18 protein-coding genes and 2 pseudogenes are annotated in these 21,849 nt (G+C 70.8%); 2 read left to right on the top strand and 18 right to left on the bottom strand.

All coding sequences use genetic code 11. The features are described from left to right. Window positions 1–31: 31 nt before the first annotated feature. The 5 genes from der to aroH form a co-directional block, all read right to left on the bottom strand. A complete protein-coding gene (der, locus tag OG936_RS06200; protein ID WP_406493092.1) occupies window positions 32–1,501 on the bottom strand; it encodes a ribosome biogenesis GTPase Der in 1,470 nt (489 codons plus the stop codon). A 63-nt stretch (window positions 1,502–1,564) separates the two neighbouring features. Continuing rightward, window positions 1,565–2,224: a lysophospholipid acyltransferase family protein gene (locus OG936_RS06205; protein ID WP_406493093.1), complete on the bottom strand. Its 660-nt coding sequence runs from the start codon at window positions 2,222–2,224 to the stop codon at window positions 1,565–1,567. Continuing rightward, complete coding sequence (gene cmk, locus OG936_RS06210; RefSeq protein ID WP_406493094.1) at window positions 2,221–2,937, bottom strand: (d)CMP kinase; 717 nt, start codon at window positions 2,935–2,937, stop codon at window positions 2,221–2,223. Before cmk ends, OG936_RS06205 begins: the two co-directional genes overlap by 4 nt. A 124-nt stretch (window positions 2,938–3,061) precedes the next feature. After that, window positions 3,062–4,147 (bottom strand): prephenate dehydrogenase, encoded by a 1,086-nt coding sequence (locus OG936_RS06215; RefSeq protein ID WP_406493095.1) that lies wholly within the window; start codon window positions 4,145–4,147, stop codon window positions 3,062–3,064. Then, window positions 4,144–4,506 (bottom strand): chorismate mutase, encoded by a 363-nt coding sequence (gene aroH / locus OG936_RS06220; RefSeq protein WP_266745348.1) that lies wholly within the window; start codon window positions 4,504–4,506, stop codon window positions 4,144–4,146. The genes OG936_RS06215 and aroH overlap by 4 nt, the downstream gene beginning before the upstream one ends. Window positions 4,507–4,812: 306 nt before the next feature. On the opposite strand from aroH, the gene OG936_RS06225 reads away from it, so the two are divergent. Further along, complete coding sequence (locus OG936_RS06225) at window positions 4,813–5,523, top strand: DNA polymerase beta superfamily protein (protein ID WP_406493097.1); 711 nt, start codon at window positions 4,813–4,815, stop codon at window positions 5,521–5,523. Between the two features lie 56 nt (window positions 5,524–5,579). Here OG936_RS06225 and OG936_RS06230 read toward each other — a convergent pair. The 13 genes and pseudogenes from OG936_RS06230 to OG936_RS06290 form a co-directional block, all read right to left on the bottom strand. After that, window positions 5,580–6,393 (bottom strand): annotated as a pseudogene (locus OG936_RS06230) (DNA polymerase beta superfamily protein). Window positions 6,394–6,396: 3 nt separating this feature from the next. Further along, the gene (locus OG936_RS06235; RefSeq protein ID WP_406493099.1) at window positions 6,397–7,419 is read right to left on the bottom strand and encodes an ADP-ribosylglycohydrolase family protein; all 1,023 of its coding nucleotides are present in this window, start codon (window positions 7,417–7,419) and stop codon (window positions 6,397–6,399) included. Further along, complete coding sequence (locus OG936_RS06240; RefSeq protein ID WP_406493100.1) at window positions 7,416–8,150, bottom strand: NUDIX hydrolase; 735 nt, start codon at window positions 8,148–8,150, stop codon at window positions 7,416–7,418. The genes OG936_RS06235 and OG936_RS06240 overlap by 4 nt, the downstream gene beginning before the upstream one ends. A 77-nt stretch (window positions 8,151–8,227) precedes the next feature. Next, a pseudogene (locus OG936_RS06245) lies at window positions 8,228–8,479 on the bottom strand (nicotinamide riboside transporter PnuC); the annotation flags it as partial. Between the two features lie 153 nt (window positions 8,480–8,632). After that, window positions 8,633–9,742, bottom strand: coding sequence for a pseudouridine synthase (locus tag OG936_RS06250; RefSeq protein ID WP_406493102.1), 1,110 nt, complete (start codon window positions 9,740–9,742; stop codon window positions 8,633–8,635). After that, window positions 9,742–10,389 carry an SMC-Scp complex subunit ScpB gene (gene scpB / locus OG936_RS06255; RefSeq protein WP_406493104.1) on the bottom strand — a complete coding sequence of 216 codons (648 nt, stop codon included), beginning with the start codon at window positions 10,387–10,389 and terminating at the stop codon, window positions 9,742–9,744. The genes OG936_RS06250 and scpB overlap by 1 nt, the downstream gene beginning before the upstream one ends. Next, window positions 10,386–11,414 carry a segregation and condensation protein A gene (locus OG936_RS06260; RefSeq protein ID WP_406493106.1) on the bottom strand — a complete coding sequence of 343 codons (1,029 nt, stop codon included), beginning with the start codon at window positions 11,412–11,414 and terminating at the stop codon, window positions 10,386–10,388. The genes scpB and OG936_RS06260 overlap by 4 nt, the downstream gene beginning before the upstream one ends. A gap of 85 nt (window positions 11,415–11,499) precedes the next feature. Then, window positions 11,500–12,129, bottom strand: a complete 630-nt coding sequence (locus OG936_RS06265; RefSeq protein WP_406500326.1) for a hypothetical protein — start codon at window positions 12,127–12,129, stop codon at window positions 11,500–11,502. Next, window positions 12,126–13,244 carry a ParA family protein gene (locus OG936_RS06270; RefSeq protein ID WP_406493108.1) on the bottom strand — a complete coding sequence of 373 codons (1,119 nt, stop codon included), beginning with the start codon at window positions 13,242–13,244 and terminating at the stop codon, window positions 12,126–12,128. The genes OG936_RS06265 and OG936_RS06270 overlap by 4 nt, the downstream gene beginning before the upstream one ends. A gap of 368 nt (window positions 13,245–13,612) precedes the next feature. Further along, window positions 13,613–14,728 carry an alanine dehydrogenase gene (gene ald, locus OG936_RS06275; RefSeq protein WP_406500328.1) on the bottom strand — a complete coding sequence of 372 codons (1,116 nt, stop codon included), beginning with the start codon at window positions 14,726–14,728 and terminating at the stop codon, window positions 13,613–13,615. Between the two features lie 143 nt (window positions 14,729–14,871). Further along, the gene (locus OG936_RS06280) at window positions 14,872–16,935 is read right to left on the bottom strand and encodes a tetratricopeptide repeat protein (RefSeq protein ID WP_406493110.1); all 2,064 of its coding nucleotides are present in this window, start codon (window positions 16,933–16,935) and stop codon (window positions 14,872–14,874) included. Between the two features lie 223 nt (window positions 16,936–17,158). Beyond that, window positions 17,159–17,785, bottom strand: a complete 627-nt coding sequence (locus OG936_RS06285) for an NUDIX domain-containing protein (protein WP_383762331.1) — start codon at window positions 17,783–17,785, stop codon at window positions 17,159–17,161. A gap of 87 nt (window positions 17,786–17,872) precedes the next feature. Further along, window positions 17,873–19,558 (bottom strand): CTP synthase, encoded by a 1,686-nt coding sequence (locus OG936_RS06290; protein WP_406493111.1) that lies wholly within the window; start codon window positions 19,556–19,558, stop codon window positions 17,873–17,875. A 417-nt stretch (window positions 19,559–19,975) separates the two neighbouring features. Here OG936_RS06290 and OG936_RS06295 point away from each other — a divergent pair, with 417 nt between their 5' ends. Next, on the top strand, window positions 19,976–21,778 hold the full coding sequence (locus tag OG936_RS06295; protein ID WP_406500329.1) for a glycoside hydrolase family 15 protein: 1,803 nt from the start codon (window positions 19,976–19,978) through the stop codon (window positions 21,776–21,778). Window positions 21,779–21,849: the final 71 nt, after the last annotated feature.

Here is a 21,849-nt window from a genome sequence, read left to right on the forward strand (position 1 = left end):
CGGTCCGGGGCTCCGTCGTGGGGCCTGCGTGCTACTTGTGGCGGCCACGCTTCTCGCGCACCCGCACCGAGATGTGGATCGGGGTGCCCTCGAAGCCGAACTCCTCGCGCAGCCGGCGCTCGACGAAGCGTCGGTAGCCGTGCTCCAGGAAGCCCGAGGAGAACAGCACGAAGCGCGGCGGCTTGGTGCCCGCCTGGGTACCGAAGAGGATCCGGGGCTGCTTGCCGCCGCGGACGGGGTGCGGGTGCGAGGCGACGACCTCGCCGAGGAAGGCGTTCAGCCGGCCGGTGGGGACGCGGGTCTCCCAGCCGGCGAGGGCGGTCTGGATCGCCGGGACCAGCTTCTCCATGTGCCTGCCGGTGACGGCGGAGACGTTGACCCGCGGGGCCCACCCGATCTGCGCGAGCTCCGTCTCGATCTCGCGCTCCAGGTAGTAGCGGCGCTCCTCGTCGAGGGTGTCCCACTTGTTGTACGCGATCACCAGGGCACGCCCGGCCTCCACGGCCATGGTGATGATGCGCTGGTCCTGGACGCTGATGGACTCGCCGGCGTCGATCAGGATGACGGCGACCTCGGCCTTCTCCACGGCGGCGGCGGTACGCAGCGAGGCGTAGTAGTCCGCGCCCTCCTGGAGGTGGACGCGGCGGCGGATACCCGCCGTGTCGATGAACTTCCAGGTGATGCCGCCGAGCTCGATCAGCTCGTCGACCGGGTCACGGGTGGTGCCCGCGAGCTCGTTGACGACGACGCGGTCCTCGTTCGCCACCTTGTTCAGCAGCGAGGACTTGCCGACGTTCGGACGGCCGATGAGCGCGATCCGGCGCGGTCCGCCGACGGCGGTGCCGAAGCGCTGCGCCGGCGCCTCGGGAAGAGCTTCGAGCACCGCGTCGAGCAGGTCGCCCGTGCCGCGGCCGTGCAGCGAGGAGACCGGGTGCGGCTCGCCGAGGCCCAGCGACCAGAGCGCGGTGGCGTCCGCCTCGCCGCTCTGCCCGTCGACCTTGTTGGCGCACAGCACGACGGGCTTGCCGGCCCGGCGCAGCAGCTTGACGACGGCCTCGTCGGTGTCGGTCGCGCCGACCGTCGAGTCGACCACGAAGACGACCGCGTCCGCCGCTTCGATGGCGTACTCGGCCTGGGCGGCGACGGAGGCGTCGATGCCCAGTACGTCCTGTTCCCAGCCGCCGGTGTCGACGACCTTGAAGCGGCGGCCCGCCCATTCGGCCTCGTAGGTGACGCGGTCGCGGGTGACGCCCGGCTTGTCCTCGACGACCGCCTCACGGCGGCCGATGATCCGGTTCACCAGCGTCGACTTGCCGACATTGGGGCGGCCGACGACGGCGAGCACGGGAAGCGGTCCGTGACCGGCCTCACCGATCGCGCCCTCGACCTCTTCGGCGTCGAAGCCCTCTTCCGCGGCGAGCTCCATGAACTCCGCGTACTCGGCGTCGCCAAGCGCTCCGTGCTCGTGGTCCGAGCCGTCGGAGTGAATCTGGTCGTTCATGAAGTCCGTTCCTCTTTGCGTCATCATCGATGGGCCACGACCACGCGGCCCACTACTCAAGTCTTACCTACGCCCGGTGAAACGCCTGGCGTCTTCCAGATGGGCGGTCAGCCGCGCCTGGATCCGGACCGTCGCCTCGTCCAGCGCCTTCCGCGTCCGCCGCCCACTTCGGTCGCCCGCCTCGAAGGCGTCGCCGAAGACGACATCGACCCGGCTGCGCAACGGCGGCAGTGCCGATACCAGCCGTCCGCGGCGCTCGGTGCTTCCCAGTACGGCCACGGGCACGATCGGCGCCCCGCTGCGTACGGCGAAATACGCAAGCCCGGCGCGCAGGGAGGCGAAGTCGCCCTCGCCCCTGGTGCCCTCGGGGAAGATCCCGAGCACCCCGCCGTTCTCCAGCACGCCGAGGGCGTCGGTGATGGCGGTGCGGTCGACGGTCGTACGGTCCACCTTCAGCTGCCCGATTCCCCGCAGGAACGGGTCGAGCGGGCCGACGAACGCCTCTTTCTTGATCAGGAAGTGGACCGGCCGGGGCGCGGTGCCCATCAGCATCGGACCGTCGATGTTGTGAGAGTGGTTCACCGCGAGTATGACGGGTCCGGAGGCGGGAACCCGCCAAGCACCGAGGACGCGGGGCTTCCACAGCCCGTACATCAGGCCGATCCCGATCCCGCGCCCCACCGCCGCACCGCGCGGCGAGGGCGAGCCCGTGGCACAGGTCACTTCACGGCCCGCTTCTCCTCGACGAGGGTGACGACGCACTCGATGACCTGCTGGAGGGTCAGCTCGGTGGTGTCCACCTCGACGGCATCGTCCGCCTTGGCCAGCGGGGAGGTCTTGCGGCCGGAGTCGGCCGCGTCCCGCTTGATCAGCGCCTCCTTGGTGGCGGCGACGTCGGAGCCCTTGACCTCCCCGCTGCGTCGGGCGGCACGCGCCTCCGGCGATGCGGTGAGGAAGATCTTCAGGTCGGCGTCGGGCAGCACCGTGGTGCCGATGTCGCGGCCCTCGACCACTATGCCCCGGTCGGCCGCGGCGGCGATGGTGCGCTGCAGCTCGGTGATCCGGGTGCGCACCTCGGGAACCGCGCTGACGGCGCTGACCTTGGAGGTGACCTCCTGGGTGCGGATCGGGCCCGAGGCGTCCTCGCCGTCGACAGTGATCGTCGGGGCGGCCGGGTCCGTACCGGAGACGATGACGGGCTTCGCGGCGGCGGTCGCCACCTCCATCGCGTCCCGCACGTCGATACCGTTGTTCAGCATCCACCAGGTGATCGCCCGGTACTGGGCGCCGGTGTCCAGGTAGCTCAGGCCGAGCTGGGCGGCGACGGCCTTGGACGTGCTCGACTTGCCGGTGCCGGAGGGCCCGTCGATGGCGACGATCACTGCGGCCGGAGCCGTCCGGGTGGCGGCGCTTGCGGTTTCCACGGTGGTGGACACCTTCCTGGTACACGGGGTGGGCGGGACGGGGACGCGCGAACCCGCCCCGCACAAGGTTACCGAGTGTCGGCGCGGTCCTCTGCACCCCTGTGGACAACCGCCTCCCGGTCCCGCCGCCCCGCGCCTACTGGCGTATCGACCAGCCCCGCTCGCGCAGTGCCGTGCGCAGCTCGGCGGCCGCGCTCGGCTCGACCATGAGCTGGACCAGGCCCGCCTGCTGCCCGGTGGCGTGCTCGATGCGGACGTCCTCGACGTTGACTCCGGCCCGGCCGGCGTCGGCGAAGATCCCGGCCAGTTCGCCCGGCCGGTCGCTGATGAGTACGGACACGATCTCGTACGAGGCGGGGGCCGTCCCGTGTTTGCCGGGGACCCGGACCCGGCCCGCGTTGCCTCGGCGCAGCACGTCCTCAATACCCTCGGTGCCCGCGCGGCGCTCGTCGTCGTCGCCGGACTGCAGACCGCGCAGCGCGCGTACCGTCTCGTCCAGATCGGCGGCGACCCCGGCCAGCACGTCCGCGACCGGGCCGGGGTTGGCGGAGAGGATCTCCACCCACATCCGGGGGTCGGAGGCGGCGATCCGGGTCACGTCCCTGATGCCCTGGCCGCAGAGGCGTACGGCGGTCTCGTCGGCCTCCTCCAGCCGGGCGGCGACCATCGACGAGATCAGCTGCGGGGTGTGGGAAACGAGGGCGACGGCCCGGTCGTGGGCATCGGCGTCCATGACGACCGGGACGGCGCGGCAGAGCGCGACCAGTTCCAGGGCGAGGTTGAGGACCTCGGTGTCGGTGTCACGGGTCGGAGTGAGGACCCAGGGGCGGCCCTCGAAGAGATCCGCGGTGGCGGCGAGGGGGCCGGACCGCTCCTTGCCGGCCATCGGGTGCGTACCGATGTACGGGCCGAGGTCGATGCCACGGGCTTCCAGTTCGCGGCGCGGGCCGCCCTTGACGCTGGCGACGTCGAGGTAGCCGCGGGCGACGCCGTCCCGCATGGCGGTGTCCAGGACCGAGGCGACATGGGCGGGCGGCACGGCGACGATCGCCAGATCGACGGGGCCCTCGGGCGCCTCGCCCGTACCGGCGCCGAGCGCCGCCGCGGTGCGGACCGACTCGGGGTCGTGGTCGACGAGGTGGACCTGGATACCGCGCCCGGCGAGGGCGAGGGCCGCGGAGGTGCCGACGAGGCCCGTTCCGATGACGAGGGCGGTTCTCACTGGGCGATGTCCTTGCGGAGGGCGGCGGTGGCACCGAGGTACACGTGCGCGATCTCGGACTTGGGAAGGTACGTCTCGACGTGCGCGAGGATCCGTACCACGCGGGGCATGGCGCCCACGATGTCCAGTTCCTGGGCGCAGATCAGTGGTACGTCGACGATACCGAGCCCGCGCGCCGCGGCGGCCGGGAAGTCGCTGTGCAGATCGGGAGTGGCCGTGAACCAGATACTGATCAGGTCGTCCGCGACGAGGCTGTTGCGCTCCAGGACGGCGGTGAGCAGGGCGCTGACCCGCTCGGCCATGTGTCCGGCCTCGTCCTGCTCCAGTTGGACGGCTCCACGGACCGCTCGTACCGCCACGTCGTGCTCCTCGCTTCTTCGTACGTGTCGCGCCTGCTGTCCGCCTGCGTGATCCTTCTGCGTGATCAGCCTAGAGGGGCGGGGGCGAGAGACGGCCGCGGTGCTCTCCCAGTGAGACGGGGCGGTGGCGTGCACGGAGCGGAGCGCCTCGGCCGGAGGGCTCCGCCGGCAGCCACTGCCTGGCCGTGTCGCATCGCGCTCACCGGAGGGTGGCGCGGCGAGCCTTTCCGATCACCGTCATGGAGGTGATCGTGGCGCCGCAGATCTTCCGGTGCAACACATATTCGCTCACGTACCCTCGCCGGCATGATCACCCCTGATCCCGAGACTCTCGTACGCGACCACACGGTCTACTCCTGTGTGATGGGCTCACGCGCCTTCGGGCTCGCCACGGACGGCAGCGACACCGATCGGCGCGGCGTCTTCCTCGCGCCGACCCCGCTGTTCTGGGGATTCGACAAGCCACCGACGCATGTGGACGGCCCGGCGGACGAGCAGTTCTCCTGGGAGCTGGAGCGCTTCTGCGAGCTTGCTCTGCGCGCCAACCCCAATGTGCTGGAGTGCCTGCACTCACCACTGGTGGAACACGTCGACGCGGTGGGCCGTGAACTCCTCTCCTTGCGCGGGGCGTTCCTGTCGCGGCTGACCCATCAGACTTTCGTCCGGTATGCGTTGGGCCAACGCAGGAAGCTGGAGGCGGACGTACGTCAGTACGGGGCGCCGCGCTGGAAGCACGCCATGCATCTGCTGCGGCTGCTGGCCGGCGGCCGGGATCTGCTACGCACGGGCGAGCTCACGATCGAGGTGGGCCCGGCCCGGGAGGAGCTGCTGGCGGTGAAGCGCGGCGAGATGCCGTGGCCGGAGGTCGAACGCCGCATGACCCGCCTGGCCGAGGAGAACGACGAGGCGGCCGAGCGCTCCCCGCTCCCCCCCCCCCCCCAGCCGGACCGGGCTCGCGTGGAGGACTTCCTGATCCGCACCCGCCGGGCATCCGCGCTCTCGCCCGACGAGGAGTGACGCCCCCGCCGTGGCGGCGCCCCCGTGAATCCCGCACCCCTCGGACGAGCGGAAAATCAAGCCCGTCCCGCGGTTGAGGACAAAGACACCCATCTCTTCAACCGCGCACGCACCACAAGATCGTGCAGCCCGTCGAACCCACCGGCCACCTCGGGAAGCCCCGATTCCGCCTGCGCCTCGTCAAGCACCCCATGCAACATCTCGACATCCCTGGACACCACCGCGCCGTCCACGCCCCCCCGCTCCCCCATGCTCGGCCTCGGCCTTCGCGTCGATCAGCTCGGGCAGATACGCCGGAGCCGCCACCTCCCCGAGGAGCGTCGGCAGATGCGCGCGCACCTCACCGCTGCGCATCAGATGGATACCGGTGAGCAGCGCGCGGAACGTGTACAGCAGCGGCTTCAGTTCGCCCGTCTTCCCGAAGAGCCGCCACTGAGTGTGGGCGAACCCCCGGTAGTGGTGCGCGTGATTGCGGGTGAGCACATCGGGCGTCAGATCCACCAGTTCCGCGTGCAACTCACTCGTGTGCACCACGAGCGGAGACAGCAACTGTTCCAGCACGTAGCCGTTCGGTTTCAGCATCAACCGGACGAACTTGCGCAGATCGTGGGTGACGAGGTCCAACTCGACCCCGTCCCGGTCCCACATCCGCGAGCGGGTCTCCTCGGGCCGGCGCAGCCCGAGGAGATCGTCCGCGGGGAGGAGATGGACCCCCCGAAGGTCCACATCCGAATCCCTGGACGGGAATCCGTACAGATGCGCCCCGGAGACCGTGGCGAACAGCAGCGGGTGGCGTTCTTCGGCGAGCACCGGGCCGAAGTCCGTGACCGGCAGCCCGGCCTCCTGGAGGCGCGTCGTTTTGCTGTGCACGGATCAAGAGTCCCAGAGCGCCCCCAACGACAGCAGATCGCTCCGGTACTCGATCCGCTCCGACCACTCCTTGGGCCAGGCCCCCGCCCCCAGATGCGCCCCGGCGAGAGCGCCGGTCAGGCAGCCGAGGGAGTCCGAGTCGCCCCGGGTACAGGCGGCCCTGCGCAGGGCCGTGACGGGTTCGTCGGGGAAGAGCAGGAAGCAGTGCAGGGCGGTGGCCAGGGCCTCCTCGGCGATCCAGCCGTCACCGGTCGACTCGCAGGGATCGGTCTCCGGGGACGGGGCGCGCAGGGCGTCCTGGACGCGGGCCAGCGCGGTGAGGCATTCCTCCCAGCCGCGCCGGATGTACAGCTCCGGCGAGGAGTCGCCCGCGTACCGCCAGAGGTCGCCGAGCCAGCGCGTGAGATAGCGGCTGCTGTTCTCGTACGCGTAGCTGCGCAGCTGCCCGATCAGACCCATCGGCTCCGCGCCCTGCGCCAGCAGGTACACCGCCCGGGCCATCAGGTCGGACGCGGCGAGCGCGGTCGGATGCCCGTGGGTGAGAGCCGCCTGCAACTGGGCGGCGCCGGAGCGCTGTTCGTCGCTCAGCCCCGGCACGAGCCCGACCGGCGCGACCCGCATGTTGGCGCCGCAGCCCTTGGAGCCGGTCTGGCTGGCCTCCTGCCAGAGCCGGTCGCTGTCGAGCAGGCGGCAGGCGGTCATGCAGGTGCGGCCGGGGGCACGGTTGTTGTCGGGCGAGTGGTACCAGTCGACGAACTCCTCGCGCACCGGGCGGACCAGCCGCAGCGGGGTGAGCAGCCCGCGGTCCATGGCGGTGCGGATGCCCCGCCCCAGGGCCAGTGTCATCTGGGTGTCGTCGGTGACGAACGCCGGCTTCGGCAGTCGCATCGCGCGCCACGGCCCGCACTTGGCGAGGATCGACGGCACATTGTTGAACTCGGTCGGGAAGCCCAGGGCGTCGCCGAGCGCGAGCCCGGTCAGCGCGCCGGTGGCGGCCTGCTTGGTAATGGTCCTGGTCACGATCACGTGCTTCTTCCTTCCGGTCTCAGCAGTGGAGGGTGCAGGGCGGTAGCGGCACCCGCCCGGTAGAGCGCGGCCGGCTTTCCCCGTCCGCCGGTAAGGCGCGGCGATCCCTCCACGGCCTGGACGAAGCCGGGCGTGGTGAGGACCTTGCGCCGGAAGTTGGGACGGTCCAGCTCGACGCCCCAGACCGTCTCGTAGACCCGCTGGAGTTCCCCCAGGGTGAATTCGGGCGGGCAGAAGGCGGTGGCCAGGCAGCTGTATTCGAGCCTGGCACCGATGCGGTGGTGCGCGTCGGCCAGGATGCGGTCGTGGTCGAAGGCGAGCGGGCCGAGGGTTTCGGCGTCCCACCACCGGGCGTTGGCGGCGTCGCCGCCGCCTCGCGGTTCGGGCAGGTCGGGGACGAGTGCGGCGAAGGCGACGGAGACGACCCGCATCCTCGGATCGCGGTCCGGGTCGCTGTAGGTGCGCAGTTGTTCCAGGTGGAACGCGGACACGGTGCCCTCGGTCAGGCCGGTCTCCTCGGCGAGTTCCCGCCGGGCGGCTTCCTCGGCGGACTCACGGGACTGGACGAAGCCGCCGGGCAGTGCCCACTGGCCCTTGTACGGGTCCTCGCCCCGCTCGACGAGCAGGACGTTCAGCCGGGTTTCGCGGACCGTGAAGACGGCGAGGTCGACGGTGACCGCGAAGGGTTCGAAGGCGTACGGGTCGTAGCCCGCGGGAGCGTCGGCGCTCATCGGTGCTCCGGGAGGGGCGCGGCGAAGTTCCAGCCGGCGGCGAGCAGGGTGTCGACGGCGCCGACCGCGGTGGCCAGGCCGTACGCGGCAAGGGCGATGAAGACGATCTGGAGGCCGGCGTCGGCGTACAGGCCGGACTGGGTGAACAGGAGGATGAAGAAGAGGTTGTTGGCGATGCCGATCGGCCAGTTGGCGAGGTGCTGGCGGGCCACGAGCCAGACGCACAGCGCCCCGCTGCCGAAGCCGAGCACCTCGGTCCAGCTGACCGGGGTGCCGAGGACCGTCACCAGGGGTTGCTGCAGGGGATCGAGGACATCCGCGAGACTCACTCCCGCCTCCTTAATAGTCATTCTGACTATAAAGGCGGAACGGGCGCAGCAAAAGGCCCGCGGCCGGTTCCTGTTCGAAATTCGAAAACAGGAACCGGCCGCGGGCCGTGGAGCGGACGGAGCCGGGTTACGGAACCGGGCTGCGCAGTCGGATTACAGACCGACCTCGCGCATCAGCATGCCGACCTCGGTGTTGGTGAGGCGGCGCAGCCAGCCGGACTTCTGGTCGCCCAGCGGGATCGGTCCGAAGGCGGTCCGTACGAGCCGCTCGACCGGGAAGCCGGCCTCCGCCAGCATCCGGCGGACGATGTGCTTGCGTCCCTCGTGGAGGGTCACCTCGACCAGGTAGTTCTTGCCGGTGTTCTCGACGACCCGGAAGTGGTCGGCGCGGGCGTACCCGTCCTCCAACTGGATGCCGTCCTTGAGCCGCTTGCCCAGGTCGCGCGGGAGCGGTCCCTGGATGGCGGCCAGGTAGGTCTTCTTCACCCCGTACTTGGGGTGGGTCAGGCGGTGGGCGAGCTCACCGTGGTTGGTGAGCATGAGGATGCCCTCGGTCTCGGTGTCCAGCCGGCCGACGTGGAAGAGCCGCGTCTCACGATTGTTGACGTAGTCGCCGAGGCACTGGCGGCCGTCCGGGTCCTCCATGGAGGAGACGACACCGGCGGGCTTGTTCAGCGCGAAGAAGAGGTACGACTGGGCGGCCACGGTCAGGCCGTCGACCTTGATCTCGTCCTTGTGCACGTCGACGCGCATGCCCTGCTCGACGACGATCTCGCCGTTGACCTCGACGCGGGCCTGCTCGATCAGCTCCTCGCACGCCCGCCGCGAACCCATGCCTGCCCGGGCGAGGACCTTCTGCAGCCGCTCGCCCTCCTGCTCGGCGCCGGGGTGGGTCTTGGGCGTGCTGATGTCGGGCTTGCCCGCGTACCTGTCCCGGTTGCGCTGCTCGATCTTGGCGTCGAGCTCACGCGGACGGGACGGGGCGCCCTGGCGGCGCGGGCCGCCGCTCCTGCCGCCGCCGGACTGCGCGGGCTTCGGGCCGCCCTTGGCGCCGCCACGGGCGGCCGCGCCGCGGCCCTTGCGGGGTGCTTCGGTGCTCTTCTCTCCGGTGGAGCCCACGTCGTAGCGGCGCTCCTCGGGCCGGGGCCGGCGGGGACGCTGCTCCTGCTTGCCGTCGCCGCGGCCGGCGCCGGCACCCCGGGGATTCCGGTTGCCGCCGCTCTTGCCGCTGCCGCTTCCGCTGTTCCTGCCACTGCTTCGCATCAAAATTCCGTCTTGTCGTCTGCGTGAGTATCCGGGGTGTCCGGTGCGTCCGGATCGAACGACGGCACACCCTCTAGCGTCTCAGCCTCGATCGCGTCCGCCTCGGGGAGGAAGGGCGCGAGCTCCGGGAGCTCATCCAGGCCACGCAGGCCCATCCGCTCCAGAAAGTAGTTCGTCGTCCTGTACAGGATCGCACCTGTTTCGGGTTCCGCGCCCGCTTCCTCGACGAGGCCCCGCTGGAGCAGGGTCCGCATGACCCCGTCGCAGTTCACGCCGCGGACCGCGGACACCCTCGACCGGCTGACCGGCTGGCGGTACGCGACCACGGCGAGAGTCTCCAGGGCCGCCTGTGTGAGACGGGCCTGCCGGCCGTCCAGGACGAAGCCCTCGACGGCCGCCGCGTACTCCGGGCGGGTGTAGAAGCGCCAGCCGCCCGCGACCAGCCGCAGATCGAAACCGCGGCGCTGCACGGCGTACTCGTCGGCCAGCTCGTGCAGGGCGTCGGCGACGGCCCTGCGGGGCCGCTCCAGCACCTTGGCGAGGTGCTCCTCGGTGGCGGGCTCGTCGACGACCATGAGGACGGCCTCCAGGGCGGGCTTGAGATCAAGGTCCGCGGCGGGGGAACCGGTGGTGTCCTGCTGACTCATGCCTTCACATCCTCCTGGGCGTCCTGCGCCTCGGTCACCCCGGTGTCGAACTCGTCCGTCACGACGGGCCCGGCCCCCTCTCCCCCGGTCCAGCGCACCAGAAGCTCGCCGAGCGCCTCGTCCTGATCGAGCGCGACGGCCTTCTCCCGGTACAGCTCCAGCAGCGCGAGGAACCGGGCGACGACGGTGAGGGTGTCCTGGGCGTCCTCGGCGAGCATCCGGAAACTGATCTCCCCCGCCTGCCGCAGCCGCGCGACCACGATCCCGGCCTGTTCCCGCACACTGACCAGCGGTGCGTGGATGTGGTCGACGTACACCTGCGGCTCGGGCCTGGGCTGCATCGCCTTCACGGCCAGCCGGGCGAACCCCTCGGCCCCGATGCTGATGACGACCTCGGGCAGCAGCTCGGCGTAGTGCGGCTCCAGCCCCACGGTCCGGGGGAAGCGCCGCCCCTCCGACTCCAGCCGGTCGCTGAAGATGTCGGCGACGCGTTTGTACGCGCGGTACTGGAGCAGCCGGGCGAAGAGCAGGTCCCGCGCTTCGAGCAGCGCCAGATCCGCCTCGTCCTCCACCTCGGCGGCGGGCAGCAGCCGGGCGGCCTTCAGATCGAGCAGGGTCGCGGCGACGACGAGGAACTCGGTGGTCTGATCCAGGTCCCAGTCCGGCCCCATGGCGCGGATGTGCGCCATGAACTCGTCGGTGACCTTGGACAGTGCGACTTCGGTCACATCCAGCTTGTGCCGGGAGATGAGCTGCAGAAGCAGATCGAAGGGCCCCTCGAAGTTCGCCAGCCGTACGGTGAACCGCCCGTCGTCGGCGGGCTCGGGGGGCGAGGCCGGGGTTGCCGCTACGGCGGTCTCGGCGGGCGTTACCGGCGCCTCGGGCCCGGCGGACGCGACGGATGACACGGCGACCACCGCCGCATCGGCCCTACCGTCCCCGCCCCCCACCAAAGCGGCCCGGCCGCCCGGACCGCGCCCCAAGGGGCGGCGAGGGGTGCGGGCGGGCTCGTCGGTCGTCGGCATGAGGGTCCAGGGACGGCGGGATACGGGCGGCGGGCGTACGAGAAGGCCCGGACGCGCTCCGGGCAGGCTACCGGCGCCCCACCGGTCAGCGGCCGCGCAGCCGCCGTACGAGGATGCTCGCGTCGCCCCGCGACTCCAGGTCCGCGAGAACCACCGCGACCGCCTCGCGGACGATCCGCCCGCGGTCGACCGCGAGCCCGTGCTCCCCGCGCAGCACCAGACGGGCGTGTTCGAGGTCCATCAGTTCCTCGGCCGAGACGTAGACGGTGATCTTCTCGTCGTGCCGCTCCCGGCCGCTGGGCCGCCGGTTCGCCCCGCGTCCGCCTCCGCGCCTGCGCTGCTGCTGAACGGCGGGGGCGGGAACCGCCTCCTGGGCCGACGACTGCGCGGACGCCGATGTGGCGGGCTGAGTGGCCGGCCGCTGGGCCGGCGAGGACTGCTGGGGCCCGCGTCCCGGCTGCGCCGCCACCGCGCCCCGGCCGCCGTCACCGCCGCGGGTGCGTGATTCCCCCGCGTCGGCATCCGCCGCGGAGTGCTCCTCCCGAGCCGCGGTCTCCGCCGCCCCGGACCCGTCGGCTGCGGGATCGCTCTCCCCGGCCGGACCGGGCACCCGGGCCTCGCCGTTCGCCTTGCGCCGCCGGTCCGCCGGGGACGACGCCTGCAGGCCCATCCCCCCGGTGGTACGGAACAGTTCGTCGGCCCCGGGCAGACTCACTCGGCGTGACACCGGGCGAGCACCTCCCTGGCGAGCTGGCGATAGGCGGCGGCACCGACCGAGTTGGAGGCGTACGTGGTGATGGGCTCACCGGCGACCGTGGTCTCCGGGAAGCGCACGGTGCGCCCGATGACCGTGTGGTAGACGTGATCGTCGAAGGCCTCGACGACGCGCGCGAGGACCTCGCGGCTGTGCACCGTACGGGAGTCGTACATCGTGGCGAGGATGCCGTCGAGCTCCAGATCCGGGTTGAGCCGCTCCTGGACCTTCTCGATCGTCTCGGTGAGCAGTGCCACGCCTCGCAGCGCGAAGAACTCGCACTCGAGCGGCACTATGACCTTGTGGGCGGCCGTCAGGGCGTTCACGGTGAGCAGGCCCAGCGAGGGCTGGCAGTCGATCACGATGTAGTCGTAGTCGGCCATCAGCGGCTTCAGGGCACGCTGCAGCGTGGACTCCCGGGCCACCTCGCTCACCAACTGCACCTCGGCAGCCGACAGGTCGATATTGCTGGGCAGCAGGTCCATGTTCGGGACCGCGGTCTTCAGCAGGACCTCGTCGGCCGACATGCCCCGCTCCATGAGCAGGTTGTAGACCGTGAGGTCGAGCTCCATCGGGTTGACGCCGAGCCCGACCGACAGGGCTCCCTGCGGGTCGAAGTCGACGAGCAGGACGCGGCGCCCGTACTCCGCGAGCGCGGCACCCAGGTTGATGGTCGACGTGGTCTTGCCCACGCCGCCCTTCTGGTTGCACATCGCGATGATCTTCGCGGGACCGTGGTCGGTCAGCGGTCCCGGGATCGGGAAGTAGGGCAGGGGCCGACCGGTCGGGCCGATCCGCTCGCGGCGCTGGCGGGCAGCGTCGGGCGCGAGGGTGGCCGCGTACTCCGGATCGGGCTCGTACTCGGCGTCGGGGTCGTAGAAGTGCCCCTGGGGCACCTCGTCGAAGTCGGCGAAGTGGGCGGTCTCTCGGCCACTCTCGTTGCCGGCCATGGCGTTCACGTGTAGGCCGTCCATCATCTGGGGGGCTGTCGTCATGTGCTGATTGGTGGCGAAGGTGCGGACAGCGACGGAGCCGACAGCCTCCAGCCCGTGCGGGCTCCGGCCCCGTGCAAGCATCCCTGATTGAACACCCCCGGGAGTAATTGTCGACTCATTCACAAGTCGTCTTACCTCCTTGGACGTGACCAGGAAACTTATCGATAGGTCAGCGTGGCACCATGCCGACGATTGGCGACTCTATGGCGTGTCACCGCTCCACAGCAACACAATCCGCCGGACCCGGCCCGATGTGTCGGCAATCGAACACCTCCCTGTCAAGGGCACGCAGCCACCCCGGCTCACTTTTAACGGGTGCACGAATCGGCTAAAGGGTTACGTTCGAGACGAGTTGAACGAGGGTCGCGCAGGGCCCGACACGCGTCCGGCCGGACCTTGCTGGGCAAGGTCCGGCCGGACGCGTGAGGTTGACGGGAAGTGTTGACCCCTCAGCCGAGAAGCGAGCTCAGCTCGACGCGCTCCAGGCCGTGCGCCTCGGCCACCTCGCGGTAAACGACCTGCCCGTCATGGGTGTTGAGACCCTTGGCGAGTGCGGCGTCACGGCGCAGCGCCTCGGCCCAGCCGCGGTTGGCGAGCTCCACGATGTACGGCAGCGTGGCGTTGGTGAGGGCGTACGTGGAGGTGTTCGGCACCGCGCCCGGCATGTTCGCGACGCAGTAGAAGACCGAGTTGTGGACCATGAAGGTCGGCTCGGCGTGCGTCGTCGGGTGGGAGTCCTCGAAGCAGCCGCCCTGATCGATCGCAATGTCGACAAGTACACTTCCGGGCTTCATCCTGGCGACGAGCTCGTTGGTGACCAGCTTCGGGGCCTTCGCGCCGGGGATCAGCACGGCGCCGATGACGAGGTCGGCCTCGACGACGGCCTTCTCCAGCTCGAAGGCGTTGGAGACGACGGTCTTGACCTTGGTGCCGAAGACCTTGTCGGCCTCGCGCAGCTTGTTGATGTCCTTGTCGAGCAGCGTGACGTGGAAGCCGAGACCGACGGCGATCTGCGTGGCGTTCCAGCCGGAGACGCCGCCGCCGATGACGACGGCCTCACCGGGGGCCGTGCCCGGGACGCCGCCCGGCAGCACGCCGCGGCCGCCGACCGAGCGCATCAGGTGGTAGGCGCCGACCTGCGGGGCCAGCCGGCCCGCGACCTCGGACATCGGGGCGAGCAGCGGCAGCGCGCGGCTCGCGGTCTCGACCGTCTCGTACGCGATGGCCGTGGTGCCCGACTCCAGCAGCGCGTCCGTGCACTCGCGGGAGGCGGCGAGGTGCAGGTAGGTGAAGAGCGTCTGGTCCTTGCGCAGGCGGTGGTACTCCTCGGCAACCGGCTCCTTGACCTTGAGCACCAGGTCGGCGGTGGCCCAGACCTCGTCGGCGGTGGGGAGGATCTGCGCCCCGGCGGCGATGTACTCCTCGTCCGTGATCGAGGAGCCGGCCCCGGCGCTCTCCTCGATGACGACCTGGTGGCCGTGGCGTACGAGCTCGTTCACACCGGCGGGCGTGATCGCCACGCGGAACTCGTTGTTCTTGACTTCGCGGGGGATGCCGACCTTCACGTCGATCACGGTCCTTGACTCAGAGGGTTACCCGGACATAGCTCTACATACCCGGGTAGACACAGCATAAATGGAGACACCGCGAACGAACGCGGTAGAGCCAGTCTAATGAAGGGGTTCCCGCTGTCTAGCCTTACAAAGCATTAATTTTCACTCACCGCACTACGGATTTCGTAGGCGACACCCTTCTCGCCAAGCAATCTGTCGGCAAGACCGCGGTGCAGCCGGGCCGCAGCCGGGTCGCCGAGCCGGTCGAACGTGTCGGCCAGCCGCAGTTCCAGCGCCGCCTGCAGCCGCACGTCCCCCGCCTGCCCGGCCCAGTGAACGGCCTCCTGGCAGGTGCGCAGCGACTCGCGCGGCCGGCCCGCGTACTCCTGCACCCGGGCCGCCTCGCTCAGCGCCCGCGCCTGGGCCGGCACATCACCGAGCCTGCGGTACCCGGCCGCGGCGGCCCGCCAGTTCCGCAGCGCCTCGCCGTACCGCCCCGCGTAGGTGTGGACGGCACCGAGCCGCCCGTACAGCCGCGCCTCGTCGGCCCGCTCGCCCTGGGTGAGCCGCTGCGCCAGCGCCCGGCCGTACCAGTCGGAGGCCCGCTGGAAGTCCCCCAGCTCGGCGTAGGCGCCACCCACGGATTCCATCGCGCGGCCGATGGCGTACGGATCCTTCGCGGCCCGTCCGGCGTCCAGCGCGGCCCGGTAGCGGGTCAGCGCCTCCCGCGTACGGCCGGTCCTCGCGTCGAGGTCCGCGAGGTTGAGCAGCGCGGCGGCCCGCTCGCGCGGCAGGTCGCGCCGCTCGGCGACGGCCAGGACCAGACCGTGCAGTCCGTACAGCTCGGGCGCGGCGGCCTCGGTGCCCTGGTGCACGGCCAGCGCCCGCACCAGCGCGGCCACCAACCGCCTTGCCAGGGTGTCGAGTTCACCGTCCTCAACAGCGATCCGAGCCGAGGCGAGCAGGGCGGGCCGACGGCTCCGCAGCCATGCGGCGGCCGCATCGGGGCCGGGGAAGCGCAGCGAGCGCGGCAGCCCGGCGAGCTTGCGGCGGGCCGCGGAACCCTCGGGTTCGGTGACCGCCCGGCAGGACTGCAGCAGCCGTACGGTCCGCTCCAGCATCCGGGCCCTGGCGAGTTGGTTCTCCGCCGGCCGGTCCCTGGTCTCCAGCAGCGCCCGCAGCAGCGGGGCGAGGCAGCCGGGCACCTCGTACTGCGGCTCGTCCGCCCCATCGCTGCGCAGCAGCCCCAGGGCCACGAAGTCGTCGAGCGTCGTCCGGGCCGCGGAGACGGAGCAGCCGGCCAGCCCGGAGGCGGTGTGGGCGTCGGCGAGCCCGGCGGGGGCGAGGGCGAGCAGGCGCAGTATCCGTGCGGCGGCCGGCGGCAGGGAGTCATGGACGAGGCGGAAGGCACGGGCCAGCGGGCGGGCGCCGGTGGACTGCTCCGGGTCGTCCGGGAGCTCGCGCAGCTGTTTGGTGACGTCGGCGACGGACGCCATGGGGTGCGTGGCGAGCCAGCCGCCGGCCAGCACGAGGGCGGCCGGCAGTCCGCCGCATTCCTCGGCGAGGGTTTCGGCGGTCCGTGGGTCGACGGTGATCCTGACCTGGCCGATGATGCGGGCGAGCAGCCGGACGGCGGAGCCCGCGTCCAGCCCGCCGATGGTGCAGGGGCGGACGTCCGGGATTCCGGTCAGCGGGCCCTCGGAGGTGGCGACGACCAGGCAGTCGGGGTTGTCCGGCAGCAGCGGGTCGACCTGTTCCGCGTCCACGGCACCGTCGAGGAGGAGCAGGGCTCTGCGCCCGGCGAGCGCCTCGCGGACCAGCTGGGAGAGTTCGTCCCCGTCGGCGCCGGGCGGGCCCGTGATGCCCAGCTGGTCGAGCAGCTCCCGGGCGGTGCGCTCGGTGGGAACCGGCGTGCCGCCGAGTTCGGTGAGCCGGGCCCGGAACAGACCGTCGGGGTGGTCGCCGGTGGAGAGCAGTCGGCGGGTGAGCTCGCCGGCGAGTGCGGTGCGTCCGGAGCCGGGACGTCCGGCGATCAGCAGGACCCGGGCGCGGGCGGCCTTGCGACCGGCCAGGGTGTCCAGTCCGGCCCGCTCGATGTCGGCGCGCAGCGCCTTCAACTCGCGTTCGCGGCCGAAGAATCGGGGGGGTGCGGCACCGGACGGCTCCTCGGTTCCCGCCGCCTTGGCCGGGCCGCTGGTGTCCACCGCCTGATCCGTCACGGGCCACGCTCCACTTCGCTGCACGCGTTGCCCGCCGGGACTCCGGTCAGGGCATTCCGAGCGTAGTTCAGGCGAGTGGACGAATTCCGTGGAGCGGGGCGCGGTGGTCCCCCGATCGGATCAGCATCTTTTCCGATCGGGGGGCTCGGGTGAACCGTTCAGCGGCCGGACCGCGGACCGCCGGACGGCGCACGGCCCTTACGAGCCGTCGGGCAACGCACCGTCAGACCCCGAACGGTCGGGCGGGCCACGGTGCCTCGGCCGGACGCAGCGAGTCGATCCCGTCACCGGCGAGCACCGCCGCGAGGGAAAGGACGCCCACGACGAGGCAGCTGTTGTGCAGGTCCCCGGCGAGCACCCCCCGTACCAGCTCCTGGAGCGGCACCCGGGCCAGCTCCATGTCGGACTCCTCATCGGAGACCAGGTAACGCTCGCAGTCGGCCTCGGAGAGCTGCCGGGCCAGGAAGATCCGTACGGCCTCGTCGCAGCCGCCGGGGGTGGTGTAGACGTCGGTCAGCACCCGCCAGTCCTCGGCCTTGGCGTACGCCTCCTCGTAGAGCTCGCGCTGGGCCGCGTGCAGCGGGTTCTCACCGGGGATGTCGAGCAGTCCGGCCGGGATCTCCCAGAGCTTGTGGCGCACCGGGTGGCGGTACTGCCGCAGGACGAGGACCCGGTTCTCCTCGTCGAGCGCGAGCACGGCGACCGAACCCGGGTGGACCTGGTAGTCGCGGCGTACGACCGTGCCGTCGGGCATCACCACGTCATCGGTGCGGACACTGGTCTTGTTGCCGGTGAAGGGCGTCTTGGTCGCGGTGACCTGCCACTCCTCGGGCGTGTCCTGGAAACCCATCTCGTCCTCCCACAAAAACCGGAACCGGGGCACGCATCCTCGATGGATCCGTACCCCGGTCAACGTTAGTGCCTGTGCACCGCCGGACTACTTGCCCGACGCGGCGCCCTGCTCGGCGCCGGCCCCGGCGCCCGTCTTGCGCGCGACGGCCGCCTTGACCAGGCCCGCGAAGAGCGGGTGCGGTCGGGTCGGGCGGGAGCGGAGCTCCGGGTGCGCCTGGGTGGCGACCAGGTAGGGGTGGATCTCGCGCGGGTACTCGACGTACTCGACGAGCTTGTTGTCCGGGGAAGTGCCGGAGAAGACCAGACCGGCCTTCTTCTCCAGCTCGGCACGGTAGGCGTTGTTGACCTCGTAGCGGTGGCGGTGGCGCTCCTCCACGTACGGCTGGTCGTCGTAGGCCTCACGGACCAGCGAGCCCTCGGCGAGCTTCGCCGGGTACAGGCCGAGCCGCATGGTGCCGCCCAGGTCGCCCGCGCCCTCGACGTACGCCAGCTGCTCCTCCATCGTCGAGATGACGGGGTGCGAGGTGGCGGCGTCGAACTCGGTGGAGTTGGCATCGGGGATCTCGGCGAGGTTGCGCGCCGCCTCGATCACGATGCACTGCAGGCCGAGACAGAGGCCGAGCAGCGGCACCTTGTTCTCGCGGGCGTACTGGATGGCGCCGATCTTGCCGTTGACCCCGCGGTCGCCGAAGCCGCCGGGGACACAGATCGCGTCGACATCGGAAAGCTGCTTCGCGGCACCGGCCGGGGTCTTGCAGTCGTCGGAGGCGACCCACTTGACCTTGACGCGGGCCTTGTTCGCGAAACCGCCGGCCCGGATGGCCTCGGTGACCGAGAGGTAGGCGTCGGGCAGGTCGATGTACTTGCCGACGAGCGCGACGGTGATCTCGTGGTCGGGGTTGTGGACGCGGTCCAGCAGGTCGTCCCACGTGGTCCAGTCGACGTCACGGAACGGCAGGTCGAGCTTGCGCACGACGTACGCGTCCAGGCCCTCGGTGTGCAGCACCTTCGGGATGTCGTAGATCGACTTGGCGTCCACGCAGGCCACCACGGCGGCCTCGTCGACGTCGCACATCAGCGAGATCTTGCGCTTGATGGCGGTCGGTACGTCACGGTCGGCGCGCAGCACGATGGCGTCGGGCTGGATGCCGATGTTGCGCAGCGCGGCGACGGAGTGCTGGGTCGGCTTGGTCTTGAGCTCGCCGGACGGGCCGATGTAGGGCAGCAGCGAGATGTGCACGACGAAGACGTTGTCCCGGCCGACCTCGTGGCGGACCTGGCGGACGGTCTCCAGGAACGGCAGCGACTCGATGTCACCGACCGTGCCGCCGACCTCGGTGATGACGACATCGACGTCGTCGGTCGCCATGCGGCGGATGCGGTGCTTGATCTCGTTGGTGATGTGCGGAATGACCTGCACGGTGTCACCGAGGTACTCGCCGCGCCGCTCCTTGGCGATCACCTGCGAGTAGACCTGGCCGGTGGTGACGTTGGCGGAGCCGTCGAGGTCGACGTCGAGGAAACGCTCGTAGTGGCCGATGTCCAGGTCGGTCTCGGCGCCGTCGTTGGTGACGAACACCTCACCGTGCTGGAAGGGGTTCATCGTGCCCGGGTCGACGTTCAGATACGGGTCGAGCTTCTGCATGGTGACCCGGAGGCCGCGCGCCTTGAGCAGGGCACCGAGGCTTGACGCAGTCAGACCCTTGCCGAGGGAGGAGGCGACACCCCCGGTGACGAAGATGTGCTTGGTCGTCGTGGATGTGGGCTGCATAGCCAAAGGGGGCTCCCGTGGTCGCGATCGTGAGGTGCGTGCCGGCGTTGCCGTCCGGAGAATTCCGGAGGTGCCTTCGCTGCGGTTCGGGGGCCTCGTCCGCTGTTGCGGACGAGGACCGGTCCACGGGCTACCAGGGTATCAGCGACAAAGGGGGCCTGCTTCCGGCCATGCCCCGCACCACCACCCCACGTGATCACCGCGGGCCCCTCACGCCGCACCCGTTCGGCTCAGGCTCATCGATGAGCGTTACCGAGACAGTCGCGCAGATCATTCCGGTGCGTCGTATCCTGCTCGGACACTCGCTCCGGGCGAGGTACCGAGCTCGCAGGTTCCCCCACAACAACCCCTTGCGACGACCTCTTGACCCGCAGTAATGCCCTACGGGGCGACATGGCCGTTCGACTGGAGATGCACGTGGCCGGGCGCATCGAGGATTACGCACTCATCGGAGACATGCAGACCGCCGCCCTGGTCTGCCGGGACGGCACAGTGGACTGGCTGTGCCTTCCCCGCTTCGATTCGCATGCCATTTTCGCGGGACTTCTGGGTACCGAGGAGCATGGTTTCTGGCGCCTGGGACCGGCGCGGGAGGACGGGGCGGAGCCGCCGTCCGCGGACCGCCGCCGCTACCGCGGGGACTCCCTCGTCCTGGAATCGGAGTGGGACACACCGCGCGGAACGGTCAGAGTGACCGATTTCATGCCCCCGCGTGACGGTGCCCCGCAAGTCATCCGCATCGTGGAGGGGATCAGCGGCCGGGTACCGATGCGCTCCGAGCTGCGGATGCGGTTCAGCTACGGGCGGGTGACGCCGTGGGTGCACAAGGTCGACGGCCGTACGGTCGCCGTCGCGGGTCCGGACTCCGTCTGGCTGGACACCCCCGCCGACACCTACGGCGAGAACCTGACGACGTACTCCGATTTCACGGTCGCGCCGGGTGACCGGATCGCGTTCACGATCAGCTGGCAGCCCTCGCACCACGAGCCGCCGGGCCTGCCGGACCCGGAGGGCTCGCTGGACGCGACCGCGGACTTCTGGCGTGAATGGGTCGAGCAGTGCACGTACCACGGGCCCTACCGCGAGGCCGTGGTGCGCTCACTGATCACCCTCAAGGCCCTGACGTACGCGCCGACCGGCGGCATCGTCGCCGCGCCGACCAGCTCCCTGCCCGAGGACATCGGCGGTTCCCGGAACTGGGACTACCGCTACACCTGGCTGCGCGACGCCGCGATCACCCTCTCCTCCCTGCTGCGCACCGGCTACCGCGAGGAGGCCCGCGCCTGGCGCGAATGGCTGCTGCGGGCGGTCGCCGGCGACCCGGAGAACCTGCAGATCATGTACGGCATCGCGGGCGAGCGCGAGCTGGGCGAGGCCGAGCTGGACTGGCTGCCCGGTTACGAGAACTCCAGCCCGGTCCGGGTCGGCAACGGCGCCGCGGGTCAGCTCCAGCTGGATGTGTACGGCGAGGTCATCGAGGCGCTGCACCTCGCCCATATGACCGGTCTGACCCGCAACGACTACGCGACGGGCCTCCAGCTCAAGCTGATCGAGTACCTGGAGAAGCACTGGGACGAGCCGGACGAGGGCATCTGGGAGGTGCGCGGCCCGCGCCGCCACTTCGTCCACTCGAAGGTGATGGCCTGGGTCGCCGTCGACCGCACCATAAAGCTGATCGAGTCCGGGGACGCGGAAGGGCCGCTGGAGCGGCTGCGTGAGCTGCGCGACGACATCCACCGCGATGTCTGCGACCGGGGCTACGACGCGGAACGCAACACCTTCACCCAGTCCTACGGATCGAAGGAGCTGGACGCCTCCCTCCTGCTGATCCCCCAGATGGGATTCCTCCCACCGGACGACAAGCGCGTGATCGGCACGATCGAGGCGATCCAGCGCGAACTGTCCACGGAGGACGGCTTCGTGCTTCGCTACCCCACCAAGGGCGAGCACGCGGGCGTCGACGGCCTGGAGGGCGACGAGGGCGCGTTCCTGGCCTGCTCGTTCTGGCTGGCCGACGACCTGGCGATGATCGGTCGGGTCGACGAGGCGCGCCAGCTCTTCGAACGGCTGCTGGCCCTGCGCAACGATCTGGGCCTGCTCGCGGAGGAGTGGGACCCCCGGCTGCAGCGCCAGGTGGGGAACTTCCCCCAGGCGTTCAGCCATGTGCCGCTGATCGACACGGCACTGCGCCTGACGGCGAGCGGGGCGTACGTCGGCTGACCGCCGGGTGGGATCCAGGGCTCCGGCGGCCGGCCCGCCTCGGTGCGCCCTTCACGACCCTGTCGATTGTG

Source organism: Streptomyces sp. NBC_00846 (assembly GCF_045207325.1).
Lineage (GTDB): Bacteria > Actinomycetota > Actinomycetes > Streptomycetales > Streptomycetaceae > Streptomyces.